Origin of the sequence: Nakamurella sp. UYEF19 (genome assembly GCF_040546275.1) — a bacterium.
GTDB lineage: Bacteria > Actinomycetota > Actinomycetes > Mycobacteriales > Nakamurellaceae > Nakamurella.
The window spans coordinates 215,501-233,876 of the sequence record NZ_JBEPNO010000001.1; the positions used below are offsets into that span (position 1 = coordinate 215,501).

16 protein-coding genes and 2 pseudogenes are annotated in these 18,376 nt (G+C 65.8%); 6 read left to right on the plus strand and 12 right to left on the minus strand.

Going from position 1 to position 18,376, the window contains the following annotated elements; genetic code table 11:
• Nucleotides 1–58: 58 nt before the first annotated feature.
• The 4 genes from ABIB25_RS01010 to ABIB25_RS01030 are packed head-to-tail and all read right to left on the minus strand — an operon-like array spanning nucleotide 59 to nucleotide 6,594.
• Nucleotides 59–3,346: a GH92 family glycosyl hydrolase gene (locus ABIB25_RS01010; protein ID WP_354526538.1), complete on the minus strand. Its 3,288-nt coding sequence runs from the start codon at nucleotides 3,344–3,346 to the stop codon at nucleotides 59–61.
• Nucleotides 3,343–4,299, minus strand: coding sequence for a carbohydrate ABC transporter permease (locus ABIB25_RS01015; protein WP_354526539.1), 957 nt, complete (start codon nucleotides 4,297–4,299; stop codon nucleotides 3,343–3,345). The genes ABIB25_RS01010 and ABIB25_RS01015 overlap by 4 nt, the downstream gene beginning before the upstream one ends.
• On the minus strand, nucleotides 4,296–5,315 hold the full coding sequence (locus tag ABIB25_RS01020) for a carbohydrate ABC transporter permease (RefSeq protein WP_502919715.1): 1,020 nt from the start codon (nucleotides 5,313–5,315) through the stop codon (nucleotides 4,296–4,298). The genes ABIB25_RS01015 and ABIB25_RS01020 overlap by 4 nt, the downstream gene beginning before the upstream one ends.
• 28 nt (nucleotides 5,316–5,343) lie before the next feature.
• Nucleotides 5,344–6,594, minus strand: a complete 1,251-nt coding sequence (locus tag ABIB25_RS01030; protein ID WP_354526542.1) for an extracellular solute-binding protein — start codon at nucleotides 6,592–6,594, stop codon at nucleotides 5,344–5,346.
• On the opposite strand from ABIB25_RS01030, the gene ABIB25_RS01035 reads away from it, so the two are divergent.
• The 4 genes from ABIB25_RS01035 to ABIB25_RS01050 all read left to right on the plus strand — a co-directional run bounded on the left by ABIB25_RS01035 (nucleotide 6,584) and on the right by ABIB25_RS01050 (nucleotide 11,661).
• On the plus strand, nucleotides 6,584–6,832 hold the full coding sequence (locus ABIB25_RS01035; protein WP_354526543.1) for a hypothetical protein: 249 nt from the start codon (nucleotides 6,584–6,586) through the stop codon (nucleotides 6,830–6,832). The genes ABIB25_RS01030 and ABIB25_RS01035 overlap by 11 nt on opposite strands.
• Nucleotides 6,833–7,255: 423 nt before the next feature.
• Nucleotides 7,256–9,727 carry a cellulase family glycosylhydrolase gene (locus ABIB25_RS01040; RefSeq protein WP_354526544.1) on the plus strand — a complete coding sequence of 824 codons (2,472 nt, stop codon included), beginning with the start codon at nucleotides 7,256–7,258 and terminating at the stop codon, nucleotides 9,725–9,727.
• A gap of 31 nt (nucleotides 9,728–9,758) precedes the next feature.
• Entirely contained in the window at nucleotides 9,759–10,418 is a 660-nt protein-coding gene (locus ABIB25_RS01045) for a sugar-binding protein (protein WP_354526545.1), read from the plus strand.
• Between the two features lie 208 nt (nucleotides 10,419–10,626).
• Complete coding sequence (locus ABIB25_RS01050) at nucleotides 10,627–11,661, plus strand: LacI family DNA-binding transcriptional regulator (RefSeq protein WP_354526546.1); 1,035 nt, start codon at nucleotides 10,627–10,629, stop codon at nucleotides 11,659–11,661.
• A gap of 192 nt (nucleotides 11,662–11,853) precedes the next feature.
• On the opposite strand, the gene ABIB25_RS01055 is transcribed toward ABIB25_RS01050, so the two are convergent.
• Complete coding sequence (locus tag ABIB25_RS01055; RefSeq protein WP_354526547.1) at nucleotides 11,854–12,468, minus strand: TetR/AcrR family transcriptional regulator; 615 nt, start codon at nucleotides 12,466–12,468, stop codon at nucleotides 11,854–11,856.
• A gap of 197 nt (nucleotides 12,469–12,665) precedes the next feature.
• Between ABIB25_RS01055 and ABIB25_RS01060 the strand changes: the two genes are divergently transcribed.
• The gene (locus tag ABIB25_RS01060; RefSeq protein ID WP_354526548.1) at nucleotides 12,666–14,357 is read left to right on the plus strand and encodes an MFS transporter; all 1,692 of its coding nucleotides are present in this window, start codon (nucleotides 12,666–12,668) and stop codon (nucleotides 14,355–14,357) included.
• 117 nt (nucleotides 14,358–14,474) lie between these two features.
• Here the strand turns inward: ABIB25_RS01060 and ABIB25_RS01065 are convergent, their stop codons facing one another.
• From ABIB25_RS01065 to ABIB25_RS01080, 4 genes and pseudogenes are all read right to left on the minus strand, one after another.
• Nucleotides 14,475–14,651, minus strand: coding sequence for a hypothetical protein (locus ABIB25_RS01065; RefSeq protein ID WP_354526549.1), 177 nt, complete (start codon nucleotides 14,649–14,651; stop codon nucleotides 14,475–14,477).
• A gap of 146 nt (nucleotides 14,652–14,797) precedes the next feature.
• Nucleotides 14,798–15,131: pseudogene (locus tag ABIB25_RS01070) on the minus strand (dihydrofolate reductase family protein); the annotation flags it as partial.
• A complete protein-coding gene (locus ABIB25_RS01075) occupies nucleotides 15,128–16,285 on the minus strand; it encodes a serine hydrolase domain-containing protein (protein ID WP_354526550.1) in 1,158 nt (385 codons plus the stop codon). The gene ABIB25_RS01075 and the pseudogene ABIB25_RS01070, both read right to left, overlap by 4 nt.
• Nucleotides 16,282–16,641 (minus strand): VOC family protein, encoded by a 360-nt coding sequence (locus ABIB25_RS01080; RefSeq protein ID WP_354526551.1) that lies wholly within the window; start codon nucleotides 16,639–16,641, stop codon nucleotides 16,282–16,284. Before ABIB25_RS01080 ends, ABIB25_RS01075 begins: the two co-directional genes overlap by 4 nt.
• 146 nt (nucleotides 16,642–16,787) lie before the next feature.
• On the opposite strand from ABIB25_RS01080, the gene ABIB25_RS01085 reads away from it, so the two are divergent.
• Nucleotides 16,788–17,279 (plus strand): winged helix-turn-helix transcriptional regulator, encoded by a 492-nt coding sequence (locus ABIB25_RS01085; protein ID WP_354526552.1) that lies wholly within the window; start codon nucleotides 16,788–16,790, stop codon nucleotides 17,277–17,279.
• A gap of 72 nt (nucleotides 17,280–17,351) precedes the next feature.
• On the opposite strand, the gene ABIB25_RS01090 is transcribed toward ABIB25_RS01085, so the two are convergent.
• The 3 genes and pseudogenes from ABIB25_RS01090 to ABIB25_RS01100 form a co-directional block, all read right to left on the minus strand.
• Complete coding sequence (locus tag ABIB25_RS01090) at nucleotides 17,352–17,576, minus strand: hypothetical protein (protein ID WP_354526992.1); 225 nt, start codon at nucleotides 17,574–17,576, stop codon at nucleotides 17,352–17,354.
• Between the two features lie 80 nt (nucleotides 17,577–17,656).
• Nucleotides 17,657–18,094 carry an FAD-dependent monooxygenase gene (locus tag ABIB25_RS01095; protein WP_354526553.1) on the minus strand — a complete coding sequence of 146 codons (438 nt, stop codon included), beginning with the start codon at nucleotides 18,092–18,094 and terminating at the stop codon, nucleotides 17,657–17,659.
• A pseudogene (locus ABIB25_RS01100) lies at nucleotides 18,090–18,339 on the minus strand (family 1 glycosylhydrolase); the annotation flags it as partial. The gene ABIB25_RS01095 and the pseudogene ABIB25_RS01100, both read right to left, overlap by 5 nt.
• Nucleotides 18,340–18,376: the final 37 nt, after the last annotated feature.

Genomic DNA, 18,376 nt, shown 5'->3' on the forward strand with positions numbered 1-18,376 from the left:
CCGCGCGGCGGCTGCTCGACCGGGCCTGCGTCGGACGCTGCCGGCTGACCTCGGTCGGTCAGGCCAGCAACTCGAACTGCGCCAGCGACAGCGGTGCGCTTCCGGTGTTCTGCAGGCGCAGATCTGTGAACGAGCCGGAGATCTCGAATGCTCTGGTCTGCCGGCCCCACTGGAATACGGCCGCCTGCCGGTCGACCGTGCGCCACTCCTGGTCGTCAGCTGATCGCACCTGGACCACCCAGTTCGCGGTTCCGACTGCGGCCGGCGTGACCGTGTAGAGGGCGGGGTGCACCGGGGTGGCCCAGTGACAGCCGACACCGGTACCCGGTGCCAGATCGACAACGGTGTCCGACGAATCGTCGACGAGCACGGCCGGGTCGCCGGGGCAGTCGAGAGAAGTTTCGGCCGATCCGGTGAGATCCACCAGGGTGACGGGCTTCTGGCCATCAGCCGTCAGACTGGGAGGGCTGGAGTCGGCACCCCACGAGGTCGGCACCGGGCTCATCGTCAACCGCAGCTCGCCGCCGGCCAGGACGCGCTCGTGAGGTAACCAGACCGTATTCCATTCCTCGCCGTCCAGGGTGGCCGCGGCGATGTAGACGTTCTCGGGAGAGTTGCCGTCCGCGGTGACGGTGAAGGTTCCGCCGCCGGCCACGACGATCGTGACTCGGTTGAAAAGCGGTGAGGTGATGACATAACCGGGCCGGCCGACCACCAGGGGATAGAACCCGAGTGCATTGAAGGTCCACCAGGTGGACATCTCGCCGTTGTCCTCGTCTCCGGGGTAGCCCTGCCCGATCTCCGATCCCAGATAGAGCCGGCGCAGACATTCGCGGACGATTCGTTGGGTGGCATCGGGTCGTCCGGCGAACAGATACATCATCGGGATGTGGTGTGCCGGTTGGTTCGAGAGCCCGAGCATCCCCAGCCGCATGTCCCTGGCCTCGGTGATCTCGTGGATCGGGTAGTCGTAGGAACCGCGGACGGCGTCACCCCCGACTTCGGGTGTGCTGAAGAAGGCGTCCAGTTTTCTGGCCAGTCCTTCGCGGCCACCGTAGAGGGCAGCCAGCCCGGACCCGTCCTGTGGCACCGAGAATGCCATGCCCCAGCCATTGGTCTCGGTGTAGTCGTGCCCCCAGGTAGCGGGGTCGTACTCGGCTGCAGCGAGCCGGAAACTGCCGTCCGCGCAACGGCCCTGGAAGAAGTCGATGTCCGGATCGAACAGCAGCGAGTAGGACAGGGCCCGTGAACCGAAGTACCGGGTGTTGGCGCGGAATTCGGCTCTCCGGTCGATCGGCCCGACGTCGGCCATCAGTTCCGAGAAGGTGTGCAGACCGAAGTCGTTGATGGCCGCCTCGATGGTCCAGCTCAGGCCCTCCGCGACCTCGACCGGTGTCCAGCCGCGGAAGATGCTGTGCCGCAATCCTTTGCGTCCGACGGCCGGCACCGGTGGTGGGACGGTCGCATTTCGCAGGGCGGAGTCGTACGCCGCAACGAGGTCGAATCCGGGTGTGCGCTTGACAGCGGCGTCCGCGACGATCACGTCGCTGCTCGTCCCCACCATGACATCCACGTGCCCCGGTGCGCTCCAGCGGGTGGTCCACCCGCTGTCCCGGAAGTGTTGGACGACACCGTCGAGTAGGCGCCCGGCACTGGGATCCAGGAGTTGCAGAGCGGGCCAGGACGTGCGGTAGGTATCCCAGTAGCCCTGGTTGACGGTCAGCTCCCCGGGCACCACCGGCAGCCCGGTGTGATGGGCGGTGTGCGGTTTCGGCGGGGGAGCGAACGGGCTCGCGTAGGCCGGGCCACCTGGCGTGGGCTCGTGCATCACGTTGGGATAGAGCAGAAGTCGGTATAGGTTGGAATACAGCGTAATCCGCTGGTCGGGACTCGCGCCAGACACACTGACCACGCCGAGTGCGTCGTCCCAGCGATTCCTGGCCGCATCCCGGACTGCGTCGAACCGGTGGGTCCCGATGTCGAGCTCGAGGTTCCGAGCAGCCTGCTCGGTCGAGATGAATGACGTCCCGATCATCAACTCGACCGTCTGTCGGTCACTGGCGTCGTTCGCGTTGCTCATCCGCAGATAGGCGGTGCCGCCCCGATCCGGTTGCGGGAGTTGGCCATGCCCCACCACCACGCCCCGCAGCCGGGCGTTGACGAAGAGACGGGGAACCACCGGAACCCGTTCGAGCACCGCATCCGACCATCCGGTGATCGTGGCACCGCCGTCGTGGACGGCGATCTCGACCGCTCCGTCGGAATCGAGTTGGTCCAGGATCAGGGCCGCCGGCAGGCCCGGCGGAAAAGTGAATCGCATGGCGATGCTGTGCTGTGCCGGCGCCAGTTCGCCGACCACACCGTTGTCGAAGGCGACGCGGTAGTGGTAGGGACGGTCGAGTTCATTGGCGTGGTCGAACGGCAGTTCCCGCGCGAACCGGTCCGGATCCGGGATGCCGTCAGACGTGGTCGGCATCACCTGGAACGAGGCCCGTTCGCCGATCCACGGGCTGGGGATCAGGGTGGTGGCAAAGGCCTGGATCCGTTGCGTCGGCCCCTGTTTGCGAGCAGGCTGCTGCACGGCAGCGACGTCACGGTCGGTGTTGGCGCCGGAGTTGTCCAGCACCAGCGGGCCAGGTCGCTCGTTGTCGCACCAGGTGTAGATCCAGTGCCCCTGCCAGGCTCTCGTCATCGGTGAGGCCATCATGAATCCGTGGGGGAGTCCGACGGCTGGAGCGGTATTGCCGCGCGAGTACAGATACGACGAATGCGAGCCGCGGGTGGTCCTGACCCAGTCGCTCGGATGATCGGGGTCGCGGGTCGGACCGACATCGGGACCGACCGTCACTGCGTCGATCCAGGCCGTCAGCACTCCTGAGAAAGGTTCTCCAGCCCAGGTTTCCACGTCGATGCCGACGACTCGCTGACCGACTGCGATGGACAGATCAACGACCTTCAGATTCCACTGGTCGGGGACCAGGGTGTCCGACCGGAATTGTGCTTCCGCACCGATCGCCGTCCCGTACTGGTCGCTGCCCGTCGGCCGGAGGCCGCCAAGGCGCGAACCGTCGTCGAAGCGCAGGTCGAGCGAGACAGCGCACGAAGCATAGCGTTCCGGCCCGGTCCGATCGGGCCGGAACTCAGGGAGCACTGCGTACCGGAGACGGTCACCCGCCTGGATGACCCGGTCGATGTCCAGCATTCGGGCCCGGTGGGCGCCATCGCGAACGGTGACGCACTTCCAGCAGTCCTCCGATTCCAGACCCACCGAGGGCGGACAACAGATGGGGGTGACCGGCCCGCCGCCGAATTCGAGGTGGATGCCGTTCGTGACGGTCGCGCTCACCCCTTCACTCCGCCGGCCAGGCCGGCCGCATTGAGGAAATGCCGTTGGAAGATCAGGAAGAGGAACACCGGGACCAGCACCGCGAGCAGGAGCGAGGCCACCTGGACGTTGATCGGTGAATTCTTCGCGACGTTCGCCAGGCCGACCGAGATCGGCTGCTGCTCTGGGTTCAACACCAGCATGGGCCAGAGGAAGTCCTTCCACGAGGCGATCACCGACAGCAGCGAGATCACCCCGATGATCGGGCGCGACATCGGCAGGACCACCGAGACGAAGATCTGGAGCGAGCCGGCCCCGTCCACCCTTGCCGCCTCGAAGAGTTCACGTGGCAAGGCGTCGAAGAACCTCTTGACGACCAGGATGATGAACGCGTTTGCGCCGGCCGGGAGCCAGATCGCCAGGTAGTTGCCCAGCAGAGAGGTGTGGAGGATGGGCATGTCGACGACCGTCAGGTAGAGCGGGACCAACGCGATGACGCCCGGGACGAACAGGGTGATCATGATGGCGCCGTCCAGGACGGGACCCCATTTGGGACGAAGTGCACTCAGCACGTAGGCGGTCGTCAGGCACACGATGAGGGTGACGAGGAGACTGCCCATCGCCATGACCGCCGTGTTCAGCAGATATCGTCCGACCTGCGCCCTGGTCCAGGCTTCGGTGATGTTGCTGAACTGGAACCCGTCTGTCGGCAGGAGACTCATTGGCCGGGTGACGATGTCGGCCGAACTGGAGATCGAGGACTTGACGAGCCACAGCAACGGACCGGCACCCGACACGATCAGGGCCACCAGCACCAGTCCTTGCACGGTGCGCAGGGCATACCTGACCCCGGGTTGCTGACGTTCCAGGTCCGAGACCAGTCCACTGGCCGTTTCCGGCGATGGACGACGGTGGAAGCGGGTGCGCTTCCCGACGACCGGGGTGTCGGTCGTCGGGCTTTCCAGCGCCGTCATCTGCTCCACCGCCTGGTGGCCAGGAAGTAGAGGCCGGAGATGATGGCCAGTGCCACGGCCAGCATCGCCGAGATCGCACTCGCCGCACCCAGATCGTTGTAGACGAAAGCGTAGTTGTAGATGAGCATCAGGAGGGTGATCGTGCGGTTGGCCGGTCCACCGCCGGTGAAGAGGAACGGCTCGGCGAAAACCTGTGCCGTGCCGATGATCTGGAGTAGGAGAACGATCAGGATGATCCCACGGATCTGGGGAAGGGTGACCGTCCAGATCTTCCGCCAGATACCGGCACCGTCGAGTTCGGCCGCCTCGTACAGTTCTTTCGGCACCGATGCCATCGCCGCCAGGTAGATGATGACCGTGCTCCCGGCGGCCGCCCAGGTGGATTCCAGCACGAGGGACGGCATCGCGAGATCCGGCGAGTTCAGCCAGGCAAAGGGTCCGAGGCCGAACCAGCCCAGCACGGTGTTGAACAGGCCGGTGCTACCTGGGTCGTAGAAGACCTTCCACAACAGGATGGCGACCACCGGCGGGAGGACCACCGGCAGGTAGGACAGGATGTTGTAGAGCCATCTCTTGGTGCGCAGCGACGAGATGACCACGGCCAAGACCAGCGGAACCGGGAAACCGATCAACAGGGCGAGGCCCATGAAATAGACGGTGTTGATGGCGGCCTGCGGCAGTTCGGGTAGCGTGAAGACGTAGCTGAAGTTGCTCCAGCCGACCCAGGTCGTCGGCTGGTCGAGCTTGGTTCGCTGCCAGGCCATCACGACACCGCGGATGATCGGCCCCCAGGAGAAGTACCCGAAGATCACGATGGCCGGGACTGCCAACACCACGGCGCTCAGGCCACCGCGCGCCCACCATCGGCGGACGGCCGAGCTCCTGCTCGGCGGCGTGGATGAGCCCGTCGACGTCGGTCCGCCCGCTGACCTGGTCACCGGGGACGAATTCGTTCGGGCGGGGTTCGCCGCCGGCGTCGACGCGGCGCCGGCCTGATCGAGGTTGGTGGACGACATGGACGAACTCCCGGCTCCCGGTATGCGCTCAGCGGCCCAGCAGGCTGTTGACAGCCGACGAGGTGTTGGACAGCTCGGTCGCGACGTCCGCGGACTTGTCGGTGAGAATCTTCTGCACCAACGCATCCAGCTTGGCGTAGACCTCCTGGGCCTTGTTCGAGGGCTCGGGAGTCAACTTGATGCTGTTCACTGTGGCGGAATAGGTTGCAAAATTGGTCAGCGGGACGTTGATGTAGCTCTTCACCCATCCCAGGTATTCCTGGTCGTTGGTCGCCTTCAGCGTCGACACCCCGGGAAGGCCGACCGGAAGACCCTGGGAGGCGGTGAGTTTCGCCGCTGCCACCGCCTTGGCCTGGTCCAACGAGGACTCCAGCGAGAACGCGATCCACTTCACTCCGGCGAGTCGTTGGTCGGCCGTCGCTTTCGGGCTGATGACCTGGACCGCACCGCCACTCATGGAGCCGCCGGCAGTCGATCCCTGCGGCATGGTGCCCAGCCCGAAGGACGCCGGCTTCATACCATCCTGGACGACGGCGAGGATGTAGTTGACCGGGGCCCCGATGAACATCCCGATCTTGTCGGCCGCGAAATCCTTGGAGATGGAGGTCATGTCGTACAGGAAGGTGGTGCCCATCGAATTGTCGGTCCAGCGCATCTGCGTCAGCGCGTCGAGCGCATCCTTTCCCGACTGGTCGTCGAAAGCCGCCTTCGAACCATCGGAGGATTCCAAGGTGCCTCCGCGGCTGTAGACGGTCGCCCCGTACATCCACCCGCCGGTGTTGTTCTGCGTCATCTGGGCATATCCCGCGGCACCGGTCTTCTGGCTGATGGTCTTCGCAGCAGCCCTGACCTCGTCCCAGGTGGTCGGCGGCTTGTCCGGGTCCAGACCGGCTTTGGTGAACAGCGCACGGTTGTAGACCAGGCCGAGCGCGTATCCGCCGATCGGAATGCCGTAGACCTCACCGGCCTTGTCCTGCGTCACGGACAGCGCAGCGGGGTTGAGCTGGTCGTAGAGGCCGATCGTCTTGAGATCAGCGGTGATGTCGCTGATCTGCTTGTTCTGGATCATCGACTGCGGCTCGGTGAACGGCACGGTCACCACGGTCGGCAGTTGTCCGCCGGCCAGCTGGGCTGCGAAGGTCTGGGGATCCCAGGCGATCTCGCTGCCGTTGACGGTGACGTTGGGGTTCGCCGCCTGGAAATCCTTGATCCTCTGCTCGAAGGCCTTGAGATCTCCCGGGCTGCTGGCCGGGGGCTTGTTGGAGACGGTGATCGTCACCGGCGTGGTGTTCGCAGCGCTGCTCGCGCTGGACGGGGTTCCGGAGTTGGACGGGGTTCCGGAGCCGGCAGGGGTCCCGGAGCCGTCAGGCGCCTGCGTGCTGCTGGCTGCGGAAGCGGAGGTACCTGAATTGGCCGTGGCGCTGGAGCTCCCACAGGCTGCTGCCCCGAGGGCCAGTACTGCGCACAACACGATGGATCTGGTGACAAGCCGTTTCCTCATTGAAACCCTCCGATAGACGGTCGTAGTGACCGATTGCCTGCTCCGGACCCGTCCGGGACAACGTTGTTTCTCGACCATAACCTCGTCACGCTATTCTGTCCAGCGGGACGGCGAGAATTCCACGCAAAGCGGGTGCAGGAGGTCTCCGCCAAGAGATCGACACGAAGGAAAGTTCATTGGTAGAACTTATTCGTGGGCGCAGAACCGAGGTCGGTCGACCCGTTCGGGTGTCACCGATCAATGGAGCGGACGAGTTTCGACCGAGGGCTGGACAACGTTGTCCCGGGCGACTACCGTCCATCGAACCGTCGCCGCGCGGGGTCGACGACGGTTTCATCAGCAGGTTCGAAGGAGAACCGAAATGCCTAGAGGGCTCACGAACAGATCGCTCCAGTGGCAGCGGCAAGCTGTTGCCAGGTCGGTTGTTTCGATCCTTGCGATGACTGCCTTCCTGGTGTTGGTGCCCGCCGGGATGAGCTCCGCGATGCTCGCAGAATCGCGTGAATTCCCAGGGTGGAATGTGTATGCCGAGGGAAGCGCCGATATCACGCATCTGAGCGACGCCACCCACGTCAAAGATGGAACGGCCTCGCTCGAAATCGTGAACAGAACGCCATTGGAAGGCGGCCGGTACGGAGGCGTCGCGCAAGGGGTTCCAGTCGCCCCGAGTAGCACCTACGTCTTCTCGGCCTGGGTGAAAGGGCAGGAAATTGCGCCGGGTGAGAGCAACTTCATCGTGTACACCAACGATTACACGGGCAAACAGATCCTGCCGACGGGAACCTTCGACTGGCAGCAGATCAGCTGGACCTACACCACCGCGCCCGGGCAGACCCAGATGTCCTATGTCCTCATCAGCCAGAACACCGGAATGCTGTGGCTGGACGGTCTGCGCGTCATGAAAACCGGATCCTCCACCAACTCCTTGGCGAACGGCAGTTTCGAGCAATCCAACGATAGTGTGACCGTCCTGGGCGCCAGCCTGGTATTCGCACCCGGCAGAGCGTCGTTGCGGGTCGACGCCAGTGCCTCGCCGGTGCGCTGGGAAGTGTTGGACCGCAACGGTGTACCGCTGCGGTCCGGTTCCGTCGACACCACGTCCGGCCCGGCCACCATCGGCCTTGCCGACCTGCCTGTCGGCTACTACGACGTGGCCCTGACGGCCGGGGATCACACGACGAAGACATCCGTCGCCGTGGTCGAATCGCTCGGAGCGCCGTACCTCGGGACCCGGCCCCTTGGCACCACGATCCATCCGCTCGCCCACCCGTCCGTCGATCAGGCCGAGATCGGCGCACAACTCGGCCTCGGTGACACCCGGCTCGACATGCGTTGGGAGAACGTCGAGAAGTCGCCCGGCGTCTACAGTTTCGACTCCGTCACCGATGGGCAGGTGAAGGCGTTGCAGGCCGCCGGGATCCGACCCTCGGTCATCCTCGGGTACTACAACGCGTTCTACGACAACGGGCGGACACCCAGTTCGCCGGCCGGGATCGCGGCTTTCGCGAAGTATGCCAAGGCTGTCGCACAGCACTACGGGAAGGGTGTCGACTACGAGGTCTACAACGAACCGAATGTCGTCACCAACACCAGTCTGTGCGGGGATACCGCTGCGTGCTACCTCGATCTCGTCAAGCCGGCCATCGAACAGATCCGTTCGGCCGCGCCCGGTGCCCGGATCGTCGGACCGTCGTTGGGCGGGTTCACCTCGTGGTGGCTCACCGACAGGCAGTCCTACCGGTGGATGCAGGACTTCCTGGCAGACGGCGGGCTGAATCTCGTCGACGTCGTCGCCATCCACAACTACTCGATTCCGGTCCCCACCCAGGGCTTCGCCCCGGAGAACCAGACCTCGTCCGTCGTCGCGGCGGTCAGGGCGCTGATCGACTCCTATCCGGGGGGCGCCGGAAAGCCACTCTGGCTCGGTGAGACCGGCTGGCCCACCACCGGCGCCGACAAGGGCGGGGTCGACGAGGACCAGCAGGCCAGGTATCTGACCCGCGACGTGGTGATGTCGCTGGGCGCCGGAGCCGCGTCGTACATGGCCTACGACCTGATCGACGACGGGTCGGACCCGATCAATCCGGAGAACCGATTCGGTCTGCTGCGCAACGAGACGGCAGAACGCGGCGTTCTCGTCCCCAAACCCGGCTATGTCGCCTACGCGGTACTGTCCCGCCAATTGGACGGCTACCACTTCAACTGGCGCGAATCGCTCGGTGCCGGCGTGTACTCCTACGTTTTCACCAACGCCCGCCATGACGTGAAGAGGGTGATGTGGGCGCCGGGCGGTGCCAAGGTCGCTCTTCATGCGGTCGGAAACCTGACCGTCACAGCCCTTCTCGGCAGTACTCTGACGCTCTCCCCGGACCTCGGGACTTCGACTCTCCAACTGACGGACGAGCCAATCTACGTCTCGGGACGTGTGCTCGGCTCCGCGATGGCGGTGACCGCTGATCGTGACGTCGTCTCCGTGCCGGCGCAGAGTCTGCAGAAGCAGCCGGTGAAGATCACTGTCGGCGTGAACAGCACAGGTCGATGGCTGGTCAGCGGTCTTCCGGTCACCTTCACCAGTTCGACCGGGCAGAGCATCACCGTGGTCCCGAAGGCCAACCGCTGGGTCTCTGGGACCCTGACGATACCGGCGTTCGCGGAGGCCGGGGACAAGGTGCTCACCGTGACCGCCACGCAGGGTGGCCGGGTGAGGGCGATCCGCACCATCGCGACCCAGGTCGTGGAGAATCCGCAGGCGTCGCTGATCCCGGTCACCGAGCCCGGCGCCACCACCAGCCGATCCGCTGCGCTCCGTATCATCTACGGGTCGTCGACTCCGGGTGTCACCGTCCGGTCGGTCACGTGGGCGATCGGTTCCCAACGCGGGACGCTCTATCCAGCAACATTTTTCCGCTGACGGAATCGCTGCCGTCACGCTGCCGGCCGACATGCAGGGTTTGTGGCGGGCCACTCCCTACACGGTCGGTTTCACCCTGTCGGACGGGGAGTCGAAGACGATCTCGGGTACTACCGCCTTCGCCCCGGTCTACCCCGATGGCAGTCCGGGCATGCTGACCGTGGATCTCGCCAACCAGGCGCAGTACGTCGATCTGGGTGGCGGCACGAGCGGTGGGGACGACCTCTCCGGGACCATGACGCTGACCTACGACGCGACCTACCTGAAGGTCAGGGCGACCATCCACGACGACGTGCACAGCCCGGCGGCGGACGCCTTGAACCTGTGGTCGGCTGACTCGATCCAGTTCGCCTTCGCCTCGGGTCTGCCGGCGCCGGGCGGGGCCTACTCCGAGTTCGGTGCGGCGCTGCTCGGGTCGGGTCCGGCGCTGTACCAGTTCTCGCCGGTCGGCGGATCCGTAGCCGGCGGGCAGGTGTCGGTCGTCCGCGACGAGGCGCGCAGGACGACTGTCTACTCGGTTCAGATCCCCTGGGCTGCGGCCGGTCTGTCGCCGGGCGACCCGTACTTCAGCTACTCGTTCCTGGTGAACGACAGCGACGGTTCCGGCCGCAAGGGATTCATCCAGTGGGGTGCGGGCATCGGCGCCTCCAAGGAGTCCGCCAAGTACCTTCCCGTCCAGCGGATGCCGTGAGGCCACGGAAGGTGAGTGTTGGCTCACGATCACGGTGCCTCCATTGGCCGTTCGGGGGGTGCGCGCCAGCGCACGCCATGAGACTACCCGCTGTCAAGGACTTCGAGTAAAGCACTTCAATTTTGTTGCGAGGCGGCCTGGGTCGCTAGTGTCGGTGGGTAAGGCGCCCTGGGTGGACAGGCCGCCCGGCACGCGGAGGTGATCGACCATGACTGATCCCGAGATCGGTTCGATGCCGCCGACACCCGACAAGGTCACCATCTACGAGGTCGCACGACGCGCCGGCGTGTCGATCGCGACCGTCTCGCATGTGCTCAACCGTCCGGAGAGGGTCAGTGCGCTGACCCGCGGGCGGGTGCTGGACGTGGTCGACGAACTCGGCTTCACCCCGAAGAACAGCGCCGTCGCCCTGGCACGCAAAGGGGTCGGGCGGATCGGTGTGGTCGCGCCGTTCACCTCCTACCCGAGCTACTCCGCACGCCTGGTCGGCGTGCTGGAGGCCTGTCGGAACAGCAATCTGGACGTGGTGGTGTTCGACGTTCCGTCGGCCGCCGCGGCCACGTCACCCCTCCTGCACTCGCTGCCGACCACCGGCCGACTCGACGGTCTGCTGATCATGGGCGTTCCGCTGGAGGACTCGATGGCTCGGCGCCTCGCGCAGCGCAAGCTCCACACGGTCCTGATCGACTCCCACCACAAGGATTTCGCCAGCGTGACCGTGGACGACGAGGCCGGTGGATACCGGATCGGGCGTCACCTCACCGACCGCGGCCACCAGCACTTCGTGTTCGTCAGTGAACCGCAGGAATCCACCGACTACGTCTCTGCAGGGCAGCTGCGGCTGCGCGGCTTCCAACGGGCGCTGGACGAGGGTCGCCCCGACTCGCAGCCCGTGCACTGGGTCATGACGACCCCGGATCTGCGGGGAGGTGAGGAGGCCGCGGCCTTCATCTCCGCGATGTCCGAGCGCCCGGACGCGGTCTTCGGCCATCACGACGTGCTGGCAGCAGGAGTGCTGAAGGGCCTGCGGGCGGGGGGAATTCGCGTGCCCGAGGAGATCGCGGTCGTCGGGTACGACGGCAGCGATCTCGCGGATGGCCTCGACATGACCACGGTGTCACAGCCTTTCACCGAGACCGGCCGGATCGGAGCCGGTCTGCTACTCCAACTTCTCGGCGGGACCGGCTCTGCCGTCCAACAGATCACCCTGGCCCCGGAGCTCGTCGTCCGCTCGACGGCCTGACGCCGGAGCGATCGTGGTCGGTCATGGCCGATCGGCCTCGACGATCCTCTGGGCCAGGACGGCGGGGTTGCTGAACACCACCTCATGGTTGCCGCGAGGTTGGCACGGTCAGTGCCGATGACACCCTCGCCGCCTTGGTCTCCGGCATCTGCCGCCTGATGACGGCCCCCTGAACCGGCTCGGCTCGCCGTTTCAGGAGGCCGGCACCGAACCTGCGGTCAAGTCTGGTTCGGCCATCGGTAGCTGCAGGAAAGACATCCGGGCGAAGGTGCAGAAGTGGTCCACGATGCGTTCCCGGGGGATGTCGGGGTTGTGCAGCCACCAGCGCCCCATCTGTTCCCCGGCACCGGAGACGGCGTGGGCGTGGGCGGTGACCGCCTCCCGATCGGCGTGCGGCGCGAAGCGGGTGGTGATGGCCGAGATGCGGTCGATGGTGTCGGTTCTCAGCTCGTAGATCTGGTCGGCCAGGGTGCCACCCAGTTCGCTGAGCCCGCCGTAGACCAGAGACCATCGTCGCGGGTCCCGTTCGATGATGGTGAAGAAGGCGTCGGCCCCCTGTCGGATCGCGGCCTCGGCGTCGGGAGCATCGCGGGCAGCGTTGATCAGGGTGTTCTCGAACTCTGCCCGCACGCGCCGCAGGCACGCGAGGTACAGGCCGTCCCGGGAACCGAAGTGGTCGTAGATGATGGGGCGGCTCACACCGGCTTCGCGGCAGAGATCTTCGATGGAGAACGCGCCATATCCGCTCTCGATGAAAAGGCGCTCGGCCAATTCGAGCAATTGCTGCTCGCGCACCGCTCGTGGCACGCGACCGTGCTTGAACCCGCCCACGCGCTCAGGCGCAGATCTTTTCGATACTGCCACTTGACGAACCTACAGTATGTAACCTAGATTCGCGCCTACAGTACGTAACCTACTGCGCGTAACCCAACGGAGGGTGCCGCTTCAACTCCCGATGGCGCGCCTGGACAGGAGACCCCGCGTCCGCACCCTGGCGCGAGGGAATGATCCTGGTCGCCACTCCGGCGTTGATCAGGGATTTCTCGCCCCAGCTCGGGCGGGCGTCGGCCATGGGCTTCTGGACGATGGGCCCGGTGGTCTGCAGCCTGGTCGTCACCGAGGTGTCCAGCCACACCCTCGATTCGCATCCCGACTGGCAATTCCAGTTCCGGGTGTGCGGAGCTGTCGGGCTCGTGGTCTTCCTCGTTGCCTTCATCGGCCTGCGAGAGCTGGCCCCGCAGCTCCGCGATCAGTTGATGATCAGTCTGCGCGAGCGGACGCTCGTCGAGGCCAGGGCCCGCGGGATCGACCTGGCCGAAGCGGCCAAGAGCCATTGGCGCCAGATGCTGCGACGGGACATCATCGTGCCCGCAATGGGTGTCAGTCTTTTCCTGCTGTTCTACTACACCGCGGTGGGCCTGTTCGTCGTGTTCTACGCAACGGCCTTCGGCTATTCCGAGGCGCGCGCAAACGCGCTGGCCAACTGGTACTGGATCGCCCAGGCTGTGGCGCTCATCGTCGGCGGTGCCCTGTCCGACCGGCTACGGGTGCGCAAGCCGTTCATGGTGGTCGGGGGTGTCATCAGCGCGATCGGTGTCGGCCTCTTCGCGATCGCCACCGGCAACGCCACCACCAGCTACGCACATTTCGTGTGGATCATCCTGCTCATCTCGATCGGCAGTGCCATGGCGTTCGCTACCTGGATGGCCGCATTCACCGAAACGGTGGAGAAGCACAGCCCCGCAGGCATCGCCACCGGGTTGGCGGTCTGGGGGGCGACACTGCGATCAGTGGTCGTCGTCGGGCTCCTCGGCCTGATCGTCGCCATCCCCGCGTCGGGCATCCTGGTCGACAAGGGAGCACAGGTGAGTGCGGCTGCCGCCGGCGCGGACCCGAGCCTGTCCGCTACCCAGAACGCCACCGTGAAGGCGGTCGCGGCGGATCCGGGCATCGTCACCAAGGCGCAATCTCTTGCTGCGCAATATAAGCCGCAGCTGGCGACCGCCGCCCTGCTCACCCCCGCCACCACCGCGGCGCTGCGGAGCAATCCGACCGACCCGACGACGCAGGCACAGGCGCTCGCCGAGATCTCCGGAACACCGGTGGCCGACATCGGACGGACGATGTCGCTGAGCACGAAGTACAAGGACGAACTGATCACCGCAGCGACCCTGGATACCGCCACCACCACCCTTTTCCTGAATCCGACCGACACGGCGGCCCAGGCCAAGGCCGTTGGTGAGATCGCGGCCGGTCGAAAGATCGACCCGGCGGCCGCAATCGCGAAACTGCTGGCGTTGTCGCAAGTGCCGACGGCAGATCTGCTGTTCCTGAACAGCAACGCCAAGCCGGTGCAGACCGCCGCCGCGCAGCTGGGCGCGCTCGCCACCGTGCCCACTGCGGACCTGACCTTCCTGGCCACCTACGGTGCCGGCCTCAGGGATCCGAAAGTGTTGGCGCAGTTGACCTATCTGCAGTCCCAGGGTCCGCTCGTGCAACAGGCGGCGACTGACGCTCCGGGGCAGTGGCAGCGGTGGTGGTGGATCTGTTTCGCCGGTCAGCTGCTGTTCCTCCCGTGTATCTGGCTGCTGAAAGGTCGATGGAGTCCGGCCAAGGCCCGGATCGACGCGGAGGCCCACGAAGAGGCCGTCGGTCGGGAACTGCTCGCTCTGGCCACGGCGGACCCGCGGGTCTGAGGTCGGCGACGGGAGGTCGGAGAGCCAGGACCACCACGAACCTGCGGCCGCGAGTCGGGGGCGCAGCGCTCGGTCCGTGGTGGTCCTGGCCCGGGATTTCAGGAGTGGACGTACTCGTCAGGACTGGATGTAGTCGTCGAAGGCGGCGGCCGGGTCGTACTCCGTGGTGACCTCGACGATGTTGTTGGAGTCGACGTACCCGGTGATCGGATCGGTCTCGCCGCTCAGGTCGTAGCCGCCGTACTCGCCTTCACCGAATCCGCTACCGAACTCGTAGCCTGTGGTCTCTTCCATGACTGCCTCCTGGGCTTGGGCCCCCGGGCTGTCCCGGAAGCGTTGGCAGGAGTGTGTCAATCGGCCGTACCACGCGCGTACCACCCCGTCCCAGCCGCGGCGGGACCGCCTGTCTGCTCGCTGGGACGGCCCGGCGTCGGCCTGCCTAGCCCTATCCGGACGGCCTCTGCCACATCGCAAACTCAGAAAGGTGACGCCATCGGACGCCTGCGCGTCCTCCGGATGATGGGTCAGGATGAATATTTCACCGTGCCATGCCCCGCCGTAGACACTGCTGACGTCGGGGTAGGCGCCGAAGCCGTCGCGGCCGCCGAGCACCGCGCCCGTGGTCTCCACGTACTCGTCGACCAGGTCCGGACGGATCGAGAACCCCGTCATCCAGTCCATCGCCTGGTCCGGTCCGGCGATGAAGCCGTCCAACGACAAGGTGAAGTGCCACAGGACCTTTCCTGCAGCGGCCTGCGGTTCGGTATCCATCATGCCGCGACACCCGCGGCGTAGCACCAGAAGTCGCGCATCAATGTCGGCGCGGTTGGATCGTTGTGCTCCAGCTGGGTGAACAGGATCGACACCGTGTCCCGCGACGGATCGATATGGGCAGATGTGCCGGTCCCTCCCACCCAGCCGTACCGACCGGGATTGGTCCAGGGATCGTCGTGGTTGAAGTCGACGGCGCCGCCGTAGCCCCAACCCTGGCCCTCGAGGAACAGCGTGCTTGCGGCCCGCTGATCGGCGGTCAGATGGTCGGTGGTCATCAGGCTCACCGACTTCGGCGACAGGACGTCGACGCCCGCGAAAGAGCCGTCGCGCAACAGCATTCGTCCGAAGGTGAACCAGTCGTCGACGGTGGACACCAGGCCGCCCGCTCCCGACTGAAAGTCCGGCGAGCGGCTCCACAGGCCGTCCGGTCCATCCACCAGGTGGAGACCGTCGGCTCCGGCCTGGTAGAAACTGGTGAATCGATCCATCTTCGCCGCGGGGACCTCGAAACCCGTGTCGATCATCTTCAGCGGCCCGAAGATCCGCTCGGCCAGGAACTCGAACAGCGGTCGGCCCGTCACCCGTGCGACGAGTACACCCTGCAGTTCGGAGCAGGCGTTGTAGAGCCACGCCTCGCCCGGCTGGTGGAGCATCGGAATGCGCGCCAACCTCGCCATCCACTCGTCCGGAGCGGGAACCCGTTGCGGTGCCGCTGATCCCTGACCAAGTTCGCTGAACAACGAGCTGATGGCCGGCATCGAGAAGTCCGACGGGAAGCCGTATCCCGCGCGGGAGGACAGCAGATCCTCCACCGTGATCGAACGATTGGCGGGTACCACGTCGTCGGCGGGACTCTGCGGGGTGCGCACCACCTTCGGGGCGGACAGTTCCGGGAGCCATGTTGCGATGTGATCGTCCAACGTCAGCCGGCCGTCGTCGATCAGCACCATCACTGCTGCGGCGATGATCGGTTTGGTGACCGAGGAGAGCCGGAAGATCGTGTCCCGCGACATCGGTGCGGTGCCCTCGATGTCGACGAAACCTGCCGTCTCCGCCTCGATCTGGGCACCCCTGGCCAGGAGGGCAACTGCGCCCGGCGCCACGCCGGCGCCGATGCCGATGCCGCCCTCGAGCAGGGTGCGAAGGCCGCTCATCGCGCAGCCGTGCGTTCGGCCAGTGGGCCGGTGAACACGATGCGGTTGCCGTCGGGATCCTGCAACGGGAGGACGCGCAGCGTCGTGGCGTCCTGCACGGGCTCGTGTGTTATCCCGATCCGGCCGAGATGTATGTCGAGTTCGTCGAGATTCGACTCGTCCAGCACCATGCAGGAGTTGCCCGCCCGGGGCGCTTCCGCCCAGACCTGGACACCGAACGAATCCGCTAGGTGCCATTCGAGCAGACCCGGCATGGGTCTCGCGTCCGGTAGGCGCCCGAAGAGCCTGGTGTACCAGGCTTCTGCTGCATCGGTGTCGGTCACGGTCATCTGTGCGAGCAGTCGGATCGTCGTCATGTCGTCTCCGTTTGTCGAGCCGTTGTCGTTGATGTCGGTGCACGATCCGGCAAGCGATGGTGAAGTGCAATCACTTCGAGCCTAATTGTGACTGGTAGTAGAATGCAAGCAGTTCGATGACGGAAAGTATTTGGACGGAGGTCGGCATGGCGGACGAACCACGATCAGGGTGTCCCATCAACGCTGCGGTCGAGGCGTTCGGCGACCGTTGGTCCCTGCTCGTGCTGCGGGATGTGATGTTCGGGAACCGTCGCAATTTCCGTGTGCTGCAGGCACAGTCGGAGGAGGGGATAGCGTCGAACATCCTCAGTGACCGGCTCAGGAAGCTGGTGGAGAGTGGTCTGCTGAGCCGGGACGGAGCCGGACCCGGTCAACGTGCCACCTACAGCCTGACCGAGCAGAGCATCCAGCTGGTCCCGGTGTTCGCGCAACTCGGATCATGGGGGCTGCGCCACCGCCCGACCACCTTCGAGTTGCGGGTCCGTGCCCAGCTGCTGGACGATGGTGGCCCGGAACTGTGGAGGGATTTCATGGACGAACTTCGCCAGACCCACCTCGGGGTGCCGAAACCCGACACCGGTCGGGAATCGGTCGAGCAGCGTCTGGCCGCGGCCTACGCCGCGGCGGTGAGTGCCTGATGCTTCGGCCTGATGGTGACACGGGAGCGCCCGTGCACCCAAGATCCGGCCGACTCCGTAGACCGTTCGGCGTCAGACGAGACTGCCGACGCCCGTGTCCTTCGCGTGGTCGTTCAACGGGTCGCCGGCTGCGCCGACCACCCGTGCGAACAGCCCTGCCGGATCACCGATGGACCCACCCCGCCAGGCGATGTGCTGATCGGGACGAACGAGGACGAGATCGGCTCCGTAGAGTACGCGGAGACGGTAGGTCGTAGTCCACGACGTGGAGCGGAATGCCTGCCCGACCGGCGACATCCTGCAGATCGGCGGCGCCACGCAGATCGTCGAGTGATGCCGGAGCCAGTCGCAGCAGGGTGAGCTCCGGTCCGAGAATGTCATAGGTGGAACGACCATCGGGCAGCCAGGCATGCGGCAGGCGGGCCGGCCGGGTCCACATCGTCCTGCGACGCATCGACGCCCTGTACGATCGCCCACCAATTGCCGTCGAGATCCAATCTGCCCATCAGGCCGCCGTAGGCGGCGCCGATCACCCAGTAGTGCACTCCCAGCGCGCACAGCTCCCGCTCCTCCAGGGCCTGCGATCGGAAGGTGATGCTGACGTTGGGAAGGCTTCCGGTCGAGCACTCGTAGTGGGCGCCGATGGATCGGCGCGTGACCCCGCCGCTTCCGTCGCAGCCGAGGGTGTAGTCGGCGGTCAGTTCGTGGTGACGGCCATCGGCATCGGCGAGAATCACTCGGACACCGTCGATCTCGTCGACGACGTCGACCACGCGCCAACCGGCCGCCAAGGTTGCCGAGGGTAGCTTTCCCACGGCGTCTGGCGAACCAGGCCGGCACGGTGAAGTGCTGGAGCGTCACCACCGGCGTGAGTCCACGATTCAGGGCCTCGGCGATCATCCGGAGGTAGTGCTCGTACTCGGCCCGGGAGAAGTGGCCCTCGACCGGTTCGATCCGCGCCCATTCGATGCCGAAGCGGTCGGATGCGAGGTTGTTCCCCTCGACCTGATGTGGCGATATCGCGGCGCCCCACAAGGAATCCCGGCGGATAGCCGGTCACCCGCCCGCACCGATCCGCCCGAGGGTGGCCGGCAGCT